General features: G+C 54.5%; 11 protein-coding genes. 4 read left to right on the top strand and 7 right to left on the bottom strand.

All coding sequences use genetic code 11. The annotated features are described in order from the left end of the window. Positions 1–504 precede the first annotated feature (504 nt). Positions 505–1641 (top strand): hypothetical protein, encoded by a 1137-nt coding sequence (locus FQ705_RS12520; protein WP_144141190.1) that lies wholly within the window; start codon positions 505–507, stop codon positions 1639–1641. A 725-nt stretch (positions 1642–2366) separates the two neighbouring features. Here the strand turns inward: FQ705_RS12520 and FQ705_RS12515 are convergent. After that, positions 2367–3023 (bottom strand): hypothetical protein, encoded by a 657-nt coding sequence (locus tag FQ705_RS12515; RefSeq protein ID WP_144141187.1) that lies wholly within the window; start codon positions 3021–3023, stop codon positions 2367–2369. Positions 3024–3916: 893 nt separating this feature from the next. Between FQ705_RS12515 and FQ705_RS12510 the strand changes: the two genes are divergently transcribed. Together FQ705_RS12510 and FQ705_RS12505 are read left to right on the top strand one after the other, a co-directional pair. Further along, complete coding sequence (locus FQ705_RS12510; RefSeq protein ID WP_144141185.1) at positions 3917–4519, top strand: hypothetical protein; 603 nt, start codon at positions 3917–3919, stop codon at positions 4517–4519. A 290-nt stretch (positions 4520–4809) separates the two neighbouring features. Next, positions 4810–5397, top strand: a complete 588-nt coding sequence (locus FQ705_RS12505; RefSeq protein WP_144141183.1) for a hypothetical protein — start codon at positions 4810–4812, stop codon at positions 5395–5397. A 745-nt stretch (positions 5398–6142) separates the two neighbouring features. Here FQ705_RS12505 and FQ705_RS12500 read toward each other — a convergent pair. Further along, positions 6143–6727, bottom strand: coding sequence for a hypothetical protein (locus tag FQ705_RS12500; protein WP_144141181.1), 585 nt, complete (start codon positions 6725–6727; stop codon positions 6143–6145). 254 nt (positions 6728–6981) lie between these two features. Continuing rightward, the gene (locus tag FQ705_RS12495; RefSeq protein WP_144141179.1) at positions 6982–7644 is read right to left on the bottom strand and encodes a hypothetical protein; all 663 of its coding nucleotides are present in this window, start codon (positions 7642–7644) and stop codon (positions 6982–6984) included. Between the two features lie 595 nt (positions 7645–8239). Here FQ705_RS12495 and FQ705_RS12490 point away from each other — a divergent pair. Next, positions 8240–8800, top strand: coding sequence for a hypothetical protein (locus FQ705_RS12490; RefSeq protein ID WP_144141177.1), 561 nt, complete (start codon positions 8240–8242; stop codon positions 8798–8800). Positions 8801–9194: 394 nt separating this feature from the next. Here the strand turns inward: FQ705_RS12490 and FQ705_RS12485 are convergent, their stop codons facing one another. The 4 genes from FQ705_RS12485 to FQ705_RS12470 are packed head-to-tail and all read right to left on the bottom strand — an operon-like array spanning position 9195 to position 16769. Further along, positions 9195–10214, bottom strand: coding sequence for a hypothetical protein (locus FQ705_RS12485; RefSeq protein ID WP_144141175.1), 1020 nt, complete (start codon positions 10212–10214; stop codon positions 9195–9197). Further along, a complete protein-coding gene (locus tag FQ705_RS12480; RefSeq protein ID WP_144141173.1) occupies positions 10207–14574 on the bottom strand; it encodes a hypothetical protein in 4368 nt (1455 codons plus the stop codon). Before FQ705_RS12480 ends, FQ705_RS12485 begins: the two co-directional genes overlap by 8 nt. Next, on the bottom strand, positions 14567–15307 hold the full coding sequence (locus FQ705_RS12475; RefSeq protein WP_144141171.1) for a hypothetical protein: 741 nt from the start codon (positions 15305–15307) through the stop codon (positions 14567–14569). Before FQ705_RS12475 ends, FQ705_RS12480 begins: the two co-directional genes overlap by 8 nt. Beyond that, a complete protein-coding gene (locus tag FQ705_RS12470) occupies positions 15294–16769 on the bottom strand; it encodes a hypothetical protein (protein WP_144141169.1) in 1476 nt (491 codons plus the stop codon). Before FQ705_RS12470 ends, FQ705_RS12475 begins: the two co-directional genes overlap by 14 nt. Positions 16770–16793 lie beyond the last annotated feature (24 nt).

Below are 16793 nucleotides of genomic sequence, written 5' to 3'. Positions count from 1 at the left end.
CGCGCCACCTCGACTACAAAGGAATCTGACCTGGCGTTAACCCATTGATTCTCTGGAAATTCCGAGGGAACGCAGAAAAGCTCAGTTTGGTAGAGCGGCCTGCAATCGCTCGTAAAGTTCTGCTCCTTCGGACGTGGTGCAAACAGCGACGAGGCAACTCACGCGCAAAGCCTAATGCAATGGACCTCAAGTCGATATTCGTGACAAAGAAAACTGGTTTCGTCAAAACAAATCGCAAACAAATCTGACCTCGCCACCTCCCTCCTGCCCACACAAAACCCGCTCCCATCGAGATTCCGGCTGAGCCACTTGGTACACCTGAGCGTGACTCCGCACGACGCCTCTTCAGGCCAACCCATCCGTCGCAACTGATGCGGGGCAGAACTAGTCTAGCGGCGCGTCAGCTTGACCGAGACTGGCCACTACCTCGCAAAGCCAAGCGGCAACTGTCTGCGGATAAAACTACGGCCCTACACATCTTTCTTAAAACAGGAAACTTAAAATATGGGCACTTCTGCAATGCAAAAAAATGACGGCGACCTTTCTAACGATGAAGAATTGGACAGCGACACCGAGCATAATCTAAACGACGAACTCGACTATGAACCACCAGTTTCGCGCAACTATATGGTGGAGATAATGGAGGACGCGGAAGGATGGGCACTTAAGGTGGCGAAAGACCTGATTTGCATCCATGAGGGAGGGCCTGCGTTCTACGAAAATCTCGATTCCAGAATAATCGCGCAATGGCTCTTCGATGACTTTCCGGAGGTAGTGAGTCAGTTAGGAAAACAAGGGACCATGGAGTCGTTCCGAGCGAAGCTGACGCATTTCTGTACGCGAATGACGGCTGCGAGTGCATATGCGCAAACGCTTAATCGGGGATATCCCGTGGACACCCGTGCCGACCTCAAGGAGACGTTTTCTGAACTGCAGTTTCCGCGGCAAATAGATGTCGATAAGGAATGGATGGCTCCGCTGCCTATTGAAGTCGCGGTCCTATACGACCGCTTACGCCGACACGCTCTCCGCTCGCGCTATGAAACGGCCCCCCATGAGCGGTTTAGCTTGGATGGATGGTCAGAATTCGACCTCCCGCAAGTCCGCGCGGCAGGTAACAATGCGGGTTATGTCCTGGATTCGAAGCATTGGCCCTTTGGTGTATTCAATTTGACGAGCGAGAGCGTAAGTCTCGTGGTGGCTGCTCCACAGGGCGCTACCGACTACAACCTCGTGTGGCAGGACGAGTGTGTATGCCTACTCAGCGAGGCACAAGACGGCACTATTGAGACAGCTGAGTCGTTCGCCGGCGGGCGTCTGGTGCTGCCACTGGTACGTCACGAACAATTTTTTCGTCGACTCAGGAGCCGGCTGCCGGTCTTGTACGTCTTCGAGGACCATGTGCTGTTAGTCGAGTACAAGTGGAACCTTGTAGAAGCCGCCCGCCTCCGGTTTGAAGAGGCAAGAAACGAGGACGCTAAACTTGCTGTCGGCGAGGGTTTGTCCGTCAAACGACGTTTGTCACCGGCCAGTCATCACCGTATTGAGCAACTGTCCCCTCTTCCTAGGGCGACTGCCAACAAAGCGCAAGACGAGAACGGCTCATGGGATGAATACGGCATGCCCAAGGCGCCTTTTTGAGCAGGCGTCGCCCGTCCGCGAAAGCGGCCGCGTCATTATCACGCAACTGAAGTTTGTCAGAAAACCACCGCGCAGCCCGGACGGCACGAGAATGCTGTCCGGGGTCGCTTACTCCTCACACAGACAACTGCTCCAAGCAAAGTGGTTCACCATAAGTGTCAGGACTGATCCTGATTGGCCCGGACCAATCGTCGACCGTCGGTGCGGTGAAATACGCATTGCCACGGGCTGGGGTTCGCATGCTTCCGCAGCGGGGGCGATCGGCTGCCATGGACAGAAATCGACCGAGCGTCTGCCGGGTACTGACACGGTTGCCCGTGTCACGGAGCTCTACTTCTGATGATTCGGGACTACAGCGGCGGATGTGGCTGGTCCCAGACAAATCTCGGCGCTACCCGCGGCAAGCACGGTTGGCTCAGAGTCGAAAGTGGCGCGTACGCAGGTATTCTGAGCTGAGGGTATAAGGGACGAAAGGCAGGCTCATGCAAACAAGCTGTCAGCAACCAGATGCCGTGGACTTGCACGTCTCGCTCACCTACGCAAGGAGGATGCGATTACGAAGAACTGTGCGCAGTAGGCATCAAATCATCGGAACTCTGCTTTTCCCAAAGATGTCTGCCTCCAGAAGTGGGCCGAAGTCGAACCTCAATTGCTGATGGCTGTATCCCATCTGCACCCCGCACGGACAAGAGCGCCGCAGCTTGCCGACTTACGAACCCGCCATATTAGTGAACGGAAGCGTTGGTCGGGTGCCAAAACGCCGACATATTCGCAAGCTGTCCCAGCGAGCGCTCCTTCGCAACTTTTTCGAGCCGTTCAGTCATCAGGATGTTCACCAGAACGTGTTCTAGACGAACGCCCGGTATATCCGTCGTTGCATGGAGTTGAATTCGACCGCTTCCGGCAAGTGGCGCAGCGCGCTGAATGAATTGCCACGCCCGGTCCTTACCGCACTCCCCGCGGAACTGTTCGACAGTCATGCCAGTCTGCGGACTCCGCATGTCCCACGAAAAGAATGCTACGTTGCTGCCTTGAGCCAGCGCAAAGCCTGCCTGCCCAACTTTCTTCCAAAAGTCTATCGTTCTCCAAACCTCCGGGTCGCTCGTGTCCGCCAACCAATAAATTTGCATAGCCCCAACCTGCAGGCGCATGGTCAGCAAAGGGCAGTCATCAACATGAATGCAGCCGAAACCAAAGCAGCCTGCGCCATCGTATCGGGCATATTTTTTTAGCAGGTCCAGTTCGCAGTTCGCAGTCAAGACTGGCGTTAAGGGGCGCAGTTTTGCAGCCGACTTGCCGTACGGTGCAAAATCCTTCGCGGTCGCAATTGAAGCAATCTCGCAAATCCTGAACATCGAATCATCAATCAAAACGTTTTCCATAACACATCCTATTTGGTTGGCCCCGCTACAAGCGCAGGGCGGATTTATACGTGTCATTCTTAAGTGAAAGCGATTGAGTCCGCTTACCCAGTAGTTTCAGCAAACGAAGCCAGGGAGAAGTCGCCAAGTGACCTGCCGACCTCAAATTCACGCTTAAATCAAGAATTTCCAGAATCATACCGACTGCGAAAGATATAACAACTCTCCGACGTATAAATTCTTAAATCGGTATAAAAATCGATTCCAATATCTTGATTCCAATACAGAAATTTATTTTCTGAGAAGTGAAAATTTTTATTTGTTCTGGCACGTATAAATAGTCACCAAAAGGGCTGATCATTCGCAGCCCCCCCCGGCCACGGACTTTGCTCAAACGCTTTGCGTCACACTGAGAACGTGCCTGTGGGTAGGCGCACTCGGCTCAACCAGTGCCTTGCCTCTCACACTTACGCTAAGCAAAAGGCTTCAATGACGTTTGGTTGAGAATAATCGAACAGCACATTGCCTGATCTGTACTTTAAAGCAGATAGCCGCAGCCGCGTCTCGTCCCAAGTACGGTCCGTTTCTCGGCAACATACCCGCGTCCCTCGCCTCGCGGACCCGCCGACGTGCACAGCGCCAGCTGTAATACTGCAAATCAGCGAATCCAAGTTGCGTCAAAACCCTGCAAGTAACTTTCGCTTAATTATTGATTTATCAGCAAAATCATTCGACGATTAACTATTTATACCGACAAGCAGAGAATATTTTGCAAAACCCATTGTCGAATAGAAAATAACTCATTAATATGGTTTCCAATGCAACGGCGCGACGCACTTTGTAGACGCCCCGCCTCCCCACCCATTCCTTACTTCGGCCTGAATATCAGCCGGGTTATTTTTATACGCATTGACATGTCAAATCATCGCTACAACAGTTCTCGGTCTGCCGCACTCGAATTCGACATTGAAGATTTTAATTCGCAGGCTCTACAGACAATCTGCGACGACGCAGATGCGCGCCCTGCTCTTTCTGCCTACGTTTTGGCAGCCGATGACGTACTTGAGAACGCAGCAAAAATCTCTGGCGAGAACATCGTCGCCATCCGACTTCGCGGCCACAACTCCAACGCGATTGACCACGAGAACCCGGATATCTACAGCCAAGTTCATCCTAGCCCGGACGGTGCACGCATAGCGTGTCTTATGCTCGCCGGCGGCGCAGTAGCCCTTACGCATATGGCTCCGCACTGGGCTGACGTGAGCCTCTACGACACCCTTGACGTTCTCTGGATTTTCGATGACGAGTCGGTCGTGTCGCAGTATTACTTCTCTGACGACCTCAATGAAAGCATGATGGTCACAAACGGCATCGAAGACGACCACAATCCTTTGACCCAAGAGGAGGTAAAGGCATGGCAAAAGGTAGCGGCGGAGGCGAGCCATATCGGCGTTTTTGAAGTGGTCGACCTGACGACCCCCAAGACTTCTTTCCTGGAAATCGCTTCGGCAGCCTGACCTTGAGAATCGGCATACGGATACGGGAGCTATCGGAATCTTCAGCGGCAGGACAAACCCTCTCGATTCGCTCCTTTCGCAAATCGATGAAGTTTCTACTCTCTCGAGAGAATAGATGCGCCGGCCAACCTTTCGCTTCCCGCGTCGCCGCCCCTCAAAAAACAGCGTCTTATCAAACGTCCCCGTCGTGTACTTCGTATCCCGTCGTCGAGAACACTGACCACTAACAGCAAGGACATGTCACACGTGGACATGTCGAGCAGACAATTATCCTTGTGGAACATAGAAACGTGAACCAACCGTCTGAAATTCAACAGTCTGTAATCAACGACGTAGTTTCCTACCTGAAGCGTTGCGAAATTCCTGCTTACTTCATCAATCCTCGTCTGGTGCAGTTCGCGCTCGAGGCATCGTACAAGCCGCAACCCGTATTCTGGCGCGCGCTGGATCGCGCGACCGTTTTACGCGCACTGGAGAATCATGCTCCAGGCTTCAAAGACACTCTTTCTTTCGTTGAGGAAAATGCGTACGACATTCTTGTCGACCGGATTGACTTTATGCTTGAGCTCCGCCACCGAGACGAGATGAACGCTGAAATCCTACTTGCAGTGCCTGCCGACAAACGGCAAGCGGTCTTCGCAAATCCACTTGAATATCTGGTCCTGCAACTTCGCTCTCGAGGCCAGGCTCGACTGGCTAAGGACGTGATTGCAGACAAAGAGAGGGGACCAGATGCTGCGCTTGAACTCGTCGAGGCGCAGCTTGCTGCAAAGGAAGGTCGTCCATTTATGACTGAGTTGATGCGGGAAGCTATAGTAACCAGCCACGCATTCATTATCGACCGGCCCTTCGATGTAGATGACAGCGAGGATGATTAACGACACGGTATGAAGGTCGAGTTTTTCGGGCCCGTCGCGGATAAAACCAGACGGGCCACGCGACACATCACGTTCGCCGGACACTACGCATAAGCGTGGCATTGATAGTTGAGAGCGTTGTCGGCCTCTCCTCTCGTTCGCACTCGACAGGTGTCGGAGCGCTGCATGGCGAATGACATACGGCGAGCGATCTCGACAATCGCAACGTCACATGGCCATGCGCCATCCGGAAAATTGATCACGCACTCATCGCCACTGGCAAACGCGCGGTCTGCGGCGGCGCAACGGCTGACGGGCATCGAAGAAAGACTGCATTGGCAACGTTTATCTCTCCCGACTCTATCGAGGCTTGGCTATGTCTTGCGACCGTCTGCCAGTTTCACCTCGTCCTCTGCCAGCAGTCAAATGCAGGAGTCGATGGTCGACGATTGTTGGCAGCCTGTCTATTGGCTCAGAATGGCCGACTGGCCGTTTATGCCTGCAAGGCAAACTTGAATAAAACTTGGCTCTACATGTTTGCACAGCAATTTTTCCAACGCAAACAGGTTGACCCGAATGAACACAAGTAACAATCTAAATCAACCAGAGGCGCTCGAAGCCGCTCTCACGGCTGCCCTCGGTTTAATCGAGGATATGGACCGGTATTGGTGCACGACCAGGGAATTCTACCCGTTGTCCCGGACGTCATTTTCTGGATGATGAAACACACGTCGCCCGAACTCGCGGACGCGGTCAGCAGTGGCGGTCAAAGGGAAACCTTGACGGATTTGCTTGCTGAGCACGCGACCCTTCGCGACACCGCCGAACAAAGGCGCGCGACTTGCTGCTCAAACAAAGGTGCGGACGCAATCGCCGCCGCCTGCATACCGCACCGTCTCACACTATGGTATCTGGCGGAAAGCGTATTGTCGGAGAGTGGCTCGAAGGTCACTCCGGTGCTGCGCAATGCCATCGCATCGAACCTGCAAATCGACGGGGAACGCAGCCAGAACTCGAACGATTGATGGGAAGCTAGCACGCCATGCTTGTTCCAGGTGCCAATCGCTTTCCACACGTCGGGCTCTGTCGGGTCCGCCAGCCAGTTCAGCAAGGCATCCTCAAGGCGCGGAGAGAACACAATCATCGACATCAGCGGGCCAACCATCACGAAAGTATCGAATGCCGCGCGACGGGCGTTCACATACTGACCCGGGTCAAACTCGACCATCTGCTCAAGGACCGGCCCCCTGAGTCGTGCGTCAGCCCCTCGGTACTCGCTTGCAGGTGCAATGATGCCTAGAGGGATGGGAGAATCCTGAACCGCGTGCTGTTTCTTTTCAATGTGTTCCATTGGAAAATCCTTTTTAAAATTGGCGCGACCATTCCTGCCGCGTTTTCGACGACCCGGCCCGCTTCCCGAGTCGCATCCTAGATGCTCAGGTAGCAGATTCGTGTCTGAGTGTTCTGGTCGGCGCGCCGAGATCGGTTCGCTCGAGATTTTTGCGGCATCGAACCGCATGAGAACGTCCTGAAGCCCCCGTGGGGAATCACTGTAGCCGCAGGCGTTAGCTCCGTGGACTCAACTATCCGAGGCGTCGGTACCTGTCAGATGTCGTGCGAAACACCTGGATCGCCAAGAGGCTGGACCATCAGCGCAGATACCCCGTGCGACGCGAGCGCGTTTTTCAATCGCTTCGTAAGCAGCAAATTGACACGTGTGACCTTTAGCGACACGCCTGGGATCACACTTTGGGCGCCTTCTTCGACAGCTTTACTGTTTATCAGTTCGCGAGCTTTCGCCAGAAAATTTCCGTTCTTATGCCCTAACTCTCTCCGGTAACGGTCGAGGGCGCTGCTCGCCCCTGCGAGCGACCAGGGGATGAAAGACATATCGCTAGGGTTTCCATCAGGGACGAACACAAACGCCGCCTGCTTTGTTCGCTGCATGTTGTCGATAGCCCGCCACACATCGTCGTCTGAAGCGTCCGCAAGCCAGATGAACTGCATCCCGCCCATCTGCAGTCTCGCGGTGACAATCACGCAGTCGTCGAACTCCATCGCTCCCATGCGAAACGAGCCAGCGCCAGAACGATGGGCCTCGAATTGGGATAGATCCACGGTTGTCACGAACACAGGCGCCGCAGAGCGCAGACTCCTTGCGTCGTCGAGATGCGGCATGAAATCCCGTGCCGCCTTAAGCTCGCCGGCAGGCAGAAATGCTTTACCTGCTGAGCTCGATGAGTTCAGTGTATCGTTCGATTTTTCCATTAACGTATAAAATTAAAATAGCCAATCATTAGGGTTTTTGCATCCACAAACTGCGGCAGATCATAACCAGGTTATTCGATACAGGCAACATAGTATTTAAGCCAGTTTAAATATTTATACCAACGACTGGACCTCACAAAAGACAGCGAAGACAGGCGGAGCACTTCGCCACAAACGGTTGCCTGCTGGCCATCTCCGCGCGCCGAGCCAAAATTTTTTAAACATCAATTTGATAACCCTTATCAAATATGCCGATCCATCAGTGGGGGCCATATTCCTATGTTTTCAATGTCGGCACGCGATCCATATGACAAGCCACGTATAAAATAAATTTTCTCCAGCCTATTGAATTTCCAGAGACCATTCGTTAATCTGGATTTAAGGAAGCTAACTTTCAGACTGGGCGTGACAGTACCCAGCGATTGCTGATAAACGGCGCTGCACTTTCGCTGGGTCGAACGCTAGCCGATTGCCGTAAGTCGAGATCGGACCCGTCTGGGCGACGCGAACTGAAACTAGCCGAATTGCTATACGCATGTAGGTCGGCACCAAAGCTGCGCGGCTACAGGGCAAATCAACACAAGGAACTTACATTTTGACGACTCAAACGAACCACGCAGGAACACAGAACGACGCCGACGAATTGAGTCGGCCGAACCCCGAATTGCTGGCGGCAATCGCCGAGCATCGAGCTACTTCGGCCGGACATATTGCATACGTCATTCCGATGTCTGAACTGTGGGAGGACGCAGTGGACTCTGACGAGAAATGCATCGTCATTCCGTTGCCGGGCATTTCAGCCAGCGAAATCGACTACAAGGATGAGCGCCTGTACGCGGAGGTTCGCTATCGTCCCGATGGGACTGCGCTGGAATGCGTCATGATGGCCCGCGAACGTATCGCTCTGTCGGGCGTTGCAGTTCATTTGACTGCCGCCGAGCATCACGGCCGGCTGTATGTTCTGTGGGACTTCGATGACATGTGGGCATTTTCCGACTATCGGTTCAATGATGAGCTGGCGGAAGATATGTGGGTCGCGTCACGCGTCGCCGAGAGCCATTCGACGCCAGGCAGCCCTCGCCTCCAGTTGGTGGACTCTCGACGTGTTATCGATATTTCCGAGCACATCGTGGTCGAGATTCCGGCGACTAGCTAGCAACGTTTCGTGACTAACCGCTCGGCGCGGGTCATCCGAACGTTTTTGGGCGGCGTGTCGCTGCAAGGAAGCAGGGAAAACAGGCAATGATGCAAATGATCGAAGTTTTCGACTGGTAAGCAAGGAACGCAGGATTTCGACGAGGATGCTCTTCCAGAATCGAGAAAATCTGCCGGATCTTGCATGTCAGCAGGTCCTGCAACCGGAAGGCATTGACGACGCGTTAAGTGCTGCCAGATCCATCAGATCCCATGTGGAAACAAGTCAACCGTTTACGGTTCTCACCATCCCACAGGCTGCCATACAGTGGCACTCCCCTTACGTCGTAACATGTGGATTTTCCGCTGTACTCTGAGGTAGCTGGCTAATCCCCTTCGAAAATGCCGACCACTCGTCACAAAAATGCACTTTGCGGGTCTTGGCTGTGTAGCACTCGCAACGAAAGACTCTCTTGTGCAATCCATTTTTGTTCGGCGAATAGCGCCTTGACGGCATCGCGCAGCGCCGGCTCGAACCAATCAAGTGACGTCTCGACCAGTGTTCGCTTGCCCTCTCCCATAGGTTTACGTACACCATTCTGCAACATCCATCGATAGAAGGCAGCGGCGGGTTTGAGTGAATGACCGCCCGCAGCCTGGAGGTTTTCGCTCAGCGATGCGGCAATGCTAATGCCCGCTGGGTCGAGGTCACCGAAATATTCCGCGTGCGTTGCCCCGCTACGCTCCAGCGCGTCAAGAATTGCACCAGCCGATTTGACGATGATGTTGCCACTTCCGTATCCAATTGAACGATATCGCAATGTTGTGCGATTCCACTGCAGCATTGACCAGTATGTGTGATGGTTCTCAAGCACGAGCAACGGACCGTTCGCCTCGCTAAAATCCTCCCGCGCTAGCGGCGGCTCCGGATTGCACGCACCGATGACCGACAGAGGCAGCTTCCCATAAATGTGACCATCTCTGACCGCTCCGTCGAATGCTTTCTCATCCCCGAAAATCTCGAGCGCGCGCTCACGATAGGGCAAGACGATGGTGAGTGCGTTACGATGTTCGACGAGGAATTGATTGATCACGCGTAGTTTTTCCAGTTGAGAGCCGCGTAGCACCTTCGTTGCAAACGAAAGCTCTGGTAGCCAGCTTACATCGCTGAAGTCCGGCTTCTGGGCCCTCTCACGGATGACACTGACCCATAGAGGGAGCTTGGGCGATCCGAATGCATCCCAGCCACTTCTCCCTGCCGGCAGGCGCAGGACACCTTCAGCCGCAAGTCTATCGAGCGCCTCCTTCACCATTGCTCGCAGATTTCCGTCAGACCGGAACTCAGGAAAAACCTGCATATAACCAGCCACCAACTGATTCTGTTCGACGGTTGCCTTGGGTTGGCTGCGAAGCCAGGAGGAATACGACTCAAGCATTCATCGCCTCCGGTTCGCCATCTTCTTCTGAGGTAGGTTTGAACTGATAATCCACGATGCCGACGTGAATGCGGCCTTTGGTCGTGTTATGGCCAATTTTTTTCAGCCGCACGAATCGCTTGAACACCGACAACACGTCATACTCCTTGATCCCGGTCACGAGCAGTAGCTGGATTTTCATCGCGTCTGCCAGACCGAGAATGGTCTCCCAGATGCTGCGAGCGGTTGCGGTCGAAAACGGGTTGTCCAGAACCAGGATGCCGCCTTCGGATGAGCGACTATCAGCACGCTGCTCGTAGCGCAATTTGGCGATAATGAAATACAGGAAGAGCGCCATCGATATCTTTTCTGCGCCCGAGTTTGACAGGCCGTCAACAGGCACGTACTGCTGGGTCTCGAGGGAAACAAGTTTCAGCACTTTCAGGTCAAGTCGGCGGTTTGGAGCCAGCCGATGGACACAGGCGGCGGCAAGTGCAGCGCCCGACTCGGGAATGTTGCCGTCCCTGGACAGTTCGTCCATGTAAATGGACAGCACCTCGCGGCGCTGATCGCTGGTCAGACGGCCGACAGATGTTGTCATCTTGAGGACGCCCTTGCCCCCATAGACCGGAACCGAGTCTGGAAGCTTGAGCATGTCTGTTGCGCGGGTAAGAATACGAAGTCCATCCGTCGTGAGCGTGAGCAACGCATCGGTTCCGCGAGCCATGTCTCCGTCCATGCTGGCAAGTTCATTCTCAATAGTGTCGCGCCTGTTCTGTGCCGCACGTTGCAATCGCCGGTAATCGTTAATGGTCGCTTCTACGGAGTTGTCCCGCAAAATGATCGCGAGCTCCACGTCAACCTTGGCGAAGTCATCGTCTCGTGCCAGGCTCAAGATCTTGTCATGCAGATTCGTGCATTGAGTGAAAGCCGTACTCAGTACGGCTTTTGTTTTCCTCAACCGCTTCTCGTGCTCCCGGACATAGTTGCGTGCGTCGCCCGCATCGACAAGAAAGTCGGTCACAACTGCGTCCTCAGATACGTCGATGTCCATCGCTTGAATGATTTCGCGAAGTCCCTCGAAGTCAACTGCAAAATTGGTGAATTTGCGCTCCTCGACTTCGGATTCGCTCGCCATTGCATGTGCGCTGGCGCTCGCAGCCTTGTGCCTGATAGCGTTTTCTGCATGATCCGCTGCCTTCTGCCCGATGAGGTTTGATTCCATGCCCTCGATGCCAGCGACTGTAAAACCGCGATGCCTTCGTTGCTTTACAAATGCAGCGTAGTCAGCTCGGGCGTCTGATGCCAATTGCATCGCCCTATCCCTTTCGTCTTCCGCTTTTGCCTGCGCCCCCCTAAGCTCCAGGAGCCGGGCCGGCATATCATCGCAAAGAAGTGCATTGACGTCTTCGGGCGCAAAGGTGAGCTGAGGGTACCGGCTGCCGTAATCGGACTCCTTCTTGTTGGCATCGCGCCTGGCAACATCAATTTCAAGTTTTAGCGCTCGGGTTGATTCCTGCTCGACTGATTCAACCGCTGTCACCGCACGCTCATAATCCTGATAGATTGCGCTGGTCGTTCGAGGATTTTTTGCAAGCTCGGCTTCAACATCGATTGCAGAATCAAGCATCTCGGCAAGCACGGCTAGAAACGGCTGCCAACGCCCTACATGTTGCTGCGCATTGTTCTTCGCGTTCCAGAGTTGTCGGCGCTGTGGTTCAATGTCTTCGTGGAGCGCGTCTACTGCAGCCTGGTCGTCCGCGTAACGCTGAGCATCAGCCGTGGCCCGAGCCTGTGTTGCCTCCCATTCCGGCATAAACGATTCATGCAATCCAATGTGATCAACAAGGCTGATTAACTCTGAACGCAGGCTGCCCACCTTGTTGTCTGCGTCTACCTTCCGCGCGGCCAGGCCAACCTGGCGACTTTGCATTGCTTCGACCTGTGCGCCAATTGTCTCGATTTCCATGCGCAGCGCTTCATTGTTCGCCAGCAGACGTTCTTCACCGGCTTTGAGCGCGTCAAGTCGCCCATCACCGAAGGCCTTAACGTAGGCAACCAGATCATTCAAGGTAGAACGCGCCTCTTCGTACAACCCCACCGCTTCATCTCGCTTACCAGTCGCTGACTCGATTTCCGCTTCTAAAACTTGACCGCGTCGACGGGCAGCTGCGTGGTTATACGCGCTGTCATCGCTGCTGGGAACGGTGAAGAGACCCTCTTGCGGCAGCGCAGGCTCGACCGCATAGGCGGACACCACCACGGGTCGAATCAGCCTCAAGGCAGAGTTTCCGATAGTGGTCCGGGCCTGCTCCACAGCCTCGATTGGAACCGTCACCCCAAGGAATCGCGCTGGATTGCTCAGAACAGTTTCACGGGCAGCATTTGCATCCGGCAAAACTTCCGCCAGGTAATGTGGAAACGCCTGCACGCCTTTGACGCCTGCATTAGCGAGAAACTGAACTACGGCGGACACATCCGGGTCACGACCGGCAAGCCGCGTGTCAACGATGCTGCTCTGATCTTCCTTCAACCGGGAGAGACGAAGGTTCGCGGTAGCCATTTCTTCCATGGCGCCGCGTATAAAATCACGAAGCCGGGGCTCCAGCACCTCCGAATCGACATCAGCTACCTCCGCACCAGCTGCGCGACAGAGTACAGGCAAGTGCGCGAGTCGTTCGCGCTGCGCTTCTCCAGTCGAAATTTGTTCCTGAAGGACCTTGACTTTTTGGGCATTGACATTAACATCGCCGTCCAGTTTCGATCGACGATCTTTCAGCGTAACCAGTTCGCTCTGCGCCTCTTCGATTTGCTGCCCCAAATCATCCGCACGTGCGGCCATCTGTTCGAGCGTGGACGACAAGCGGGTGTGGGCGTCATCGCAGGTCTCAAAGGTCTCAACCACTCCCGCAGCACGAAGCCGCGCCAGTGAATTCTGAGCGCTTTCCATCAAACCCTTGACTCGGTTCAGCTCCGTGATCGCCGATTCGCGCAGGGTCTTGAGACGGCCACTTTCTGCTTTCAGATTGGCCCGCGTAACATCCAGGTCCTTCGCACGCTTGTCGAGCTCATCAATCTCCCGAGCTGTGGCTTCCATTTCTTGCTGGATGGCATGCGTAAGGATCGTGGCCTCCCTGTCTCGCTGCGCCTTCAGCGGCGCAATCTGCTTCCGTGTGACCCGGTCAATATTCTCCTGAATTCTTCCGATTACCGCGTGGCACTCAATTATTTCTTTACGCAGCTGCGCGGCATAAAACAATTTCTCTTTGTGATCCAGAGCAGCCGTGATTGCTTTTGCTGCGGATTCCGTTTTCTCGGACAGGTCCTTCAAACGGCGGCCGGCCACGTCCCTATATGCCTCGGACATGCCTTCATTTTCGATTGCGAGCTGGTCCGCCTTTCGCGCTTCAGTCCGAAATTCCACAACATTGCGTCTCGCCGCTTCCGCCGATTGCCTGTGGTTTACCGCGTAATGACCAAACGTAGCGTATGCTCGCGCAACCGCCACCTCAATCTCCCGACGGCTTTTGTGCGCTTCGTGAAACTCGGCGGCTGCAAGGGCGAATGGATCAAAGAACTGGGAAAACCGCTCCAACTGCTGTTTCGCGTCGACGAGCCTTGAGCGTCCGCCCATCCTTTTGCACAACGTAGAAATCGTCGCATGCGTTTGCTCCGCCGTCTCCGGATTGAGCGTGAGTGTCATGAATTTGCGGATGAAATCGTATTCCGTCTTGAAGTCCAGAAAAGCATCACCCATCCCACCTTCAGTCCGGTTGAACTCGACTTGGCGCCGCAACATCTCGATGTCAATCCCCCGGCCCTCCAGGCACGCCCGCCATTCATTCTGATTACTGAAGCGCTGGAAGTTGCCGGCGTGCTGCGTTTCCATCTGTTGAAGCCAGCGCAACGCATCTTCTCGGCTGTTGAGCATGCCATTCGGCCCACCGCCCAGTTGACCGGCCGGGAGTTCGTCGTAGCTCAGGCCAGGGACGCTCTCGAAAGCAAAAAAGAATCGATCCGGTTCAAAGAGCTCGCCTGACTTTTTCATGACAACGATCAGGCCTGTCACGAGCTTGCGTGAGGAAGCAAGGTCGCCGGGCATCATCCACTCGACCGCGACCAGACCGGGTTGTCCGTCCCTGTCGAAGTATTGTTCGAATCGCTGCGCGCTGTTTCGCAGATGTTGAAGAAACCGCCCCTTGTCCGGGTCGAAAATAGTGAAAAACATTGACAGGAATGTACTCTTCCCGCCCTGGTTGATGAGGTTGAAAATCGTATGCGTCGGCTGTCCCGAAAGGTCGACTAGAGGCACATCGATGCCTGGATACCAGGCGAGGACATGCCCTACGTTGCCCATGAATATGCGCGTCACTTTAAACATTTTTTTCATCCTCCCGGGAAAGCACTTCACGGCCAATTGCGAAGATTTTTTCAACGAGTACTTCTCTCAGTTGGACGGTATATCGCCGGTTAGCCGTGTACATTACCTCTCCAGGACCTGGCAGTTGGTTAAGCAAGCCTTTCTCGCGCAACTGCCGGAAGACCGTCGAAACAAGTCCCTCCAGCGTGTGACTGCTTCGGCGTTGCTGGTCCGGGCGAGATTCCGGTTTGACCAGAACACTTTGCCAACCAGGTTCCAGCTCTTTCGGAATTCCCTCAAGCTGCGCCCGGTCTTCGCGTTCTGCCATCTCGGCGCATATTGACTTGAGCGATGAAATCGTCATTGCTTCGCTAATAGGTGGCGCGTTGTACGTCTCGTCGTTAAGTTTTTCCGCCGTCGGATAAAACAGGGCGCCCACCGTCACATGAATGAGAACGGCAAGTGCACGACTTTCCTGGTTTGCAAGACCCGGCATATCTCCTAGCCGAAATGCGAAGAGACTGTCGGGGCCATCCGGAGCGAAAAATGCCCCATCCCGACCGACGGAGAGAACGGTCAAGCCTAGGCCCGCCGCTACATCCTGCACCAGCGCACGCAGTATTGGCGTCGCCTCATAAAGCGCGAGGATGGACCGATAGTCCTTGTCATTAACCGGCGTCAGTCGAGCCTGAAGACCCTTGTTAATGAGCAGCGACGCCGTGTATGCGTCTGGTAAGAATTCACTGTTGGCCATCTGCACCTCGAGGTGTGAAAAGGAGCCGGGAGCCTTCTACGCGCGCAAGGTCAAATCGTCCCTCCACCTGGGCGTCAACTCCGAAAATATCTTCTTCGCGGCTGAATGATTGATACATCATGAAAACGAGATAGTCGCGTACCACAGTATCAAGACCGTCGACTTCTGCCCTTTCCAATACTTCATCGATGTACACTGGCTTCTTTGTCGCGAAGGCACTCCTGAGATAACGGTTCCCTTCCCGGACAACCTCCGGTCCGAAATGCACAACCTCTTCCAGAACCGGTTTGATAACATCCGGTCGATCAGACTTCACAGGCGCTTCGGCCTGCGGTTCGGTCAGCAACTCGATAATCTGGCGAAGGTTAAAAACCCGCTCGATGTTTGGCGGCAACAACACATACCCGCCTCGGCGAGCCACTTGCGTAAGCGATGCCTGTGGCAGACGCAGCAATGCAGGCAGGACCCGGTCCTCCATATCTGGTAGGCGGTGCCGCTGTCGGGCTCGAAACATGGTTCGGCTCGCTTCAAGATATTTCGCCCCGGCCTGCGCGACAAGCCGCAGCAGATGAAGATGGATGTCCGCCTCGCGCTCGACGGTTTCGCACAGCCGCACGAGTCGCTCCCGCGTAATACGGTCAGAAGTGTTGTTAATCTTTTCCCTGACCAGCCCGAGAAGTGCTCGCTCTTCCTTACCCCGTTCGTCGATATGTCGGCGAGACTCCTCGAGGAAGGGCTCCAGGTCCGCTTTCCACGAAATGGAATCCGGAACCCGTTGCGCACGGTCAAGTCGCGCGCGGATATTATTTTGATACCGGACCGCCTGCAGGTAGGCCTGCCGCGAGACATCAAGGGCTTCATTGACGCGACCCCGTTTGACTAGTTCGGCTGTCATCCTGTCAAGCAATGTCTGCATCTGTTCGGCGCCGATGTCGAGCTGCCCGACATAGAGCAAGATTGCCGATTCCGTTAGGCGGTATTTGTATTGGTTGTCGTCCTGACGCTCAAACGTCAGCAGACTGAACCGGTGGCTACGCGTCGTACCCGATGCTGCGTCGAAGTATGGGTAGTCGAACTGTTCGTTGCGATTTTCCGTGTTATGAAGGCCATTGAGCACTTCAAGCGCGAGTTGATTACAGCGCTCGTCGCCCAGCGTTGGTTTCATCTGGCGGATAATATCGGCGAGATAGCTGATCACCTGCTCGCGCAGACGCCCCAGGCCAAATACGCTTCCCTCCATGATGAAATCGAACATCGCCAGCGCTAGATAATGGGTGTCGATATCCTGAAACTCACCGTCACCAAAATCTGCACGACGGACCTTGGCCGACAGTTCATGCAACGGGCGCGCGAGCAATAAATTACGCGTCTGTCGTCCAAGGTCTTGAGGACCTACCAGATGAGACTCACTCGTCATTTCGTCGACGGATTCGTCGCTCGCTGTCTGAACAACCTTGCCCATATCAAAACCTGTTTGCAGATGAAT

The organism is Paraburkholderia sp. BCC1884 (genome assembly GCF_900996225.1).
Taxonomy (GTDB): domain Bacteria; phylum Pseudomonadota; class Gammaproteobacteria; order Burkholderiales; family Burkholderiaceae; genus Paraburkholderia.
Note: the sequence above shows the minus strand (reverse complement) of the source record. Positions and strands in the feature narration are given on the sequence as shown.

Excerpts from the sequence above, each read along its gene's own strand:
- FQ705_RS12500 (WP_144141181.1), bottom strand. The coding sequence starts at position 6,727 with ATGGAACACATTGAAAAGAAACAGCACGCGGTTCAGGATTCTCCCATC.
- FQ705_RS12470 (WP_144141169.1), bottom strand. The coding sequence starts at position 16,769 with ATGGGCAAGGTTGTTCAGACAGCGAGCGACGAATCCGTCGACGAAATG.
- FQ705_RS12510 (WP_144141185.1), top strand. The coding sequence starts at position 3,917 with ATGTCAAATCATCGCTACAACAGTTCTCGGTCTGCCGCACTCGAATTC.
- FQ705_RS12495 (WP_144141179.1), bottom strand. The coding sequence starts at position 7,644 with ATGGAAAAATCGAACGATACACTGAACTCATCGAGCTCAGCAGGTAAA.
- FQ705_RS12515 (WP_144141187.1), bottom strand. The coding sequence starts at position 3,023 with ATGGAAAACGTTTTGATTGATGATTCGATGTTCAGGATTTGCGAGATT.
- FQ705_RS12475 (WP_144141171.1), bottom strand. The coding sequence starts at position 15,307 with ATGGCCAACAGTGAATTCTTACCAGACGCATACACGGCGTCGCTGCTC.
- FQ705_RS12485 (WP_144141175.1), bottom strand. The coding sequence starts at position 10,214 with ATGCTTGAGTCGTATTCCTCCTGGCTTCGCAGCCAACCCAAGGCAACC.
- FQ705_RS12520 (WP_144141190.1), top strand. The coding sequence starts at position 505 with ATGGGCACTTCTGCAATGCAAAAAAATGACGGCGACCTTTCTAACGAT.
- FQ705_RS12480 (WP_144141173.1), bottom strand. The coding sequence starts at position 14,574 with ATGTTTAAAGTGACGCGCATATTCATGGGCAACGTAGGGCATGTCCTC.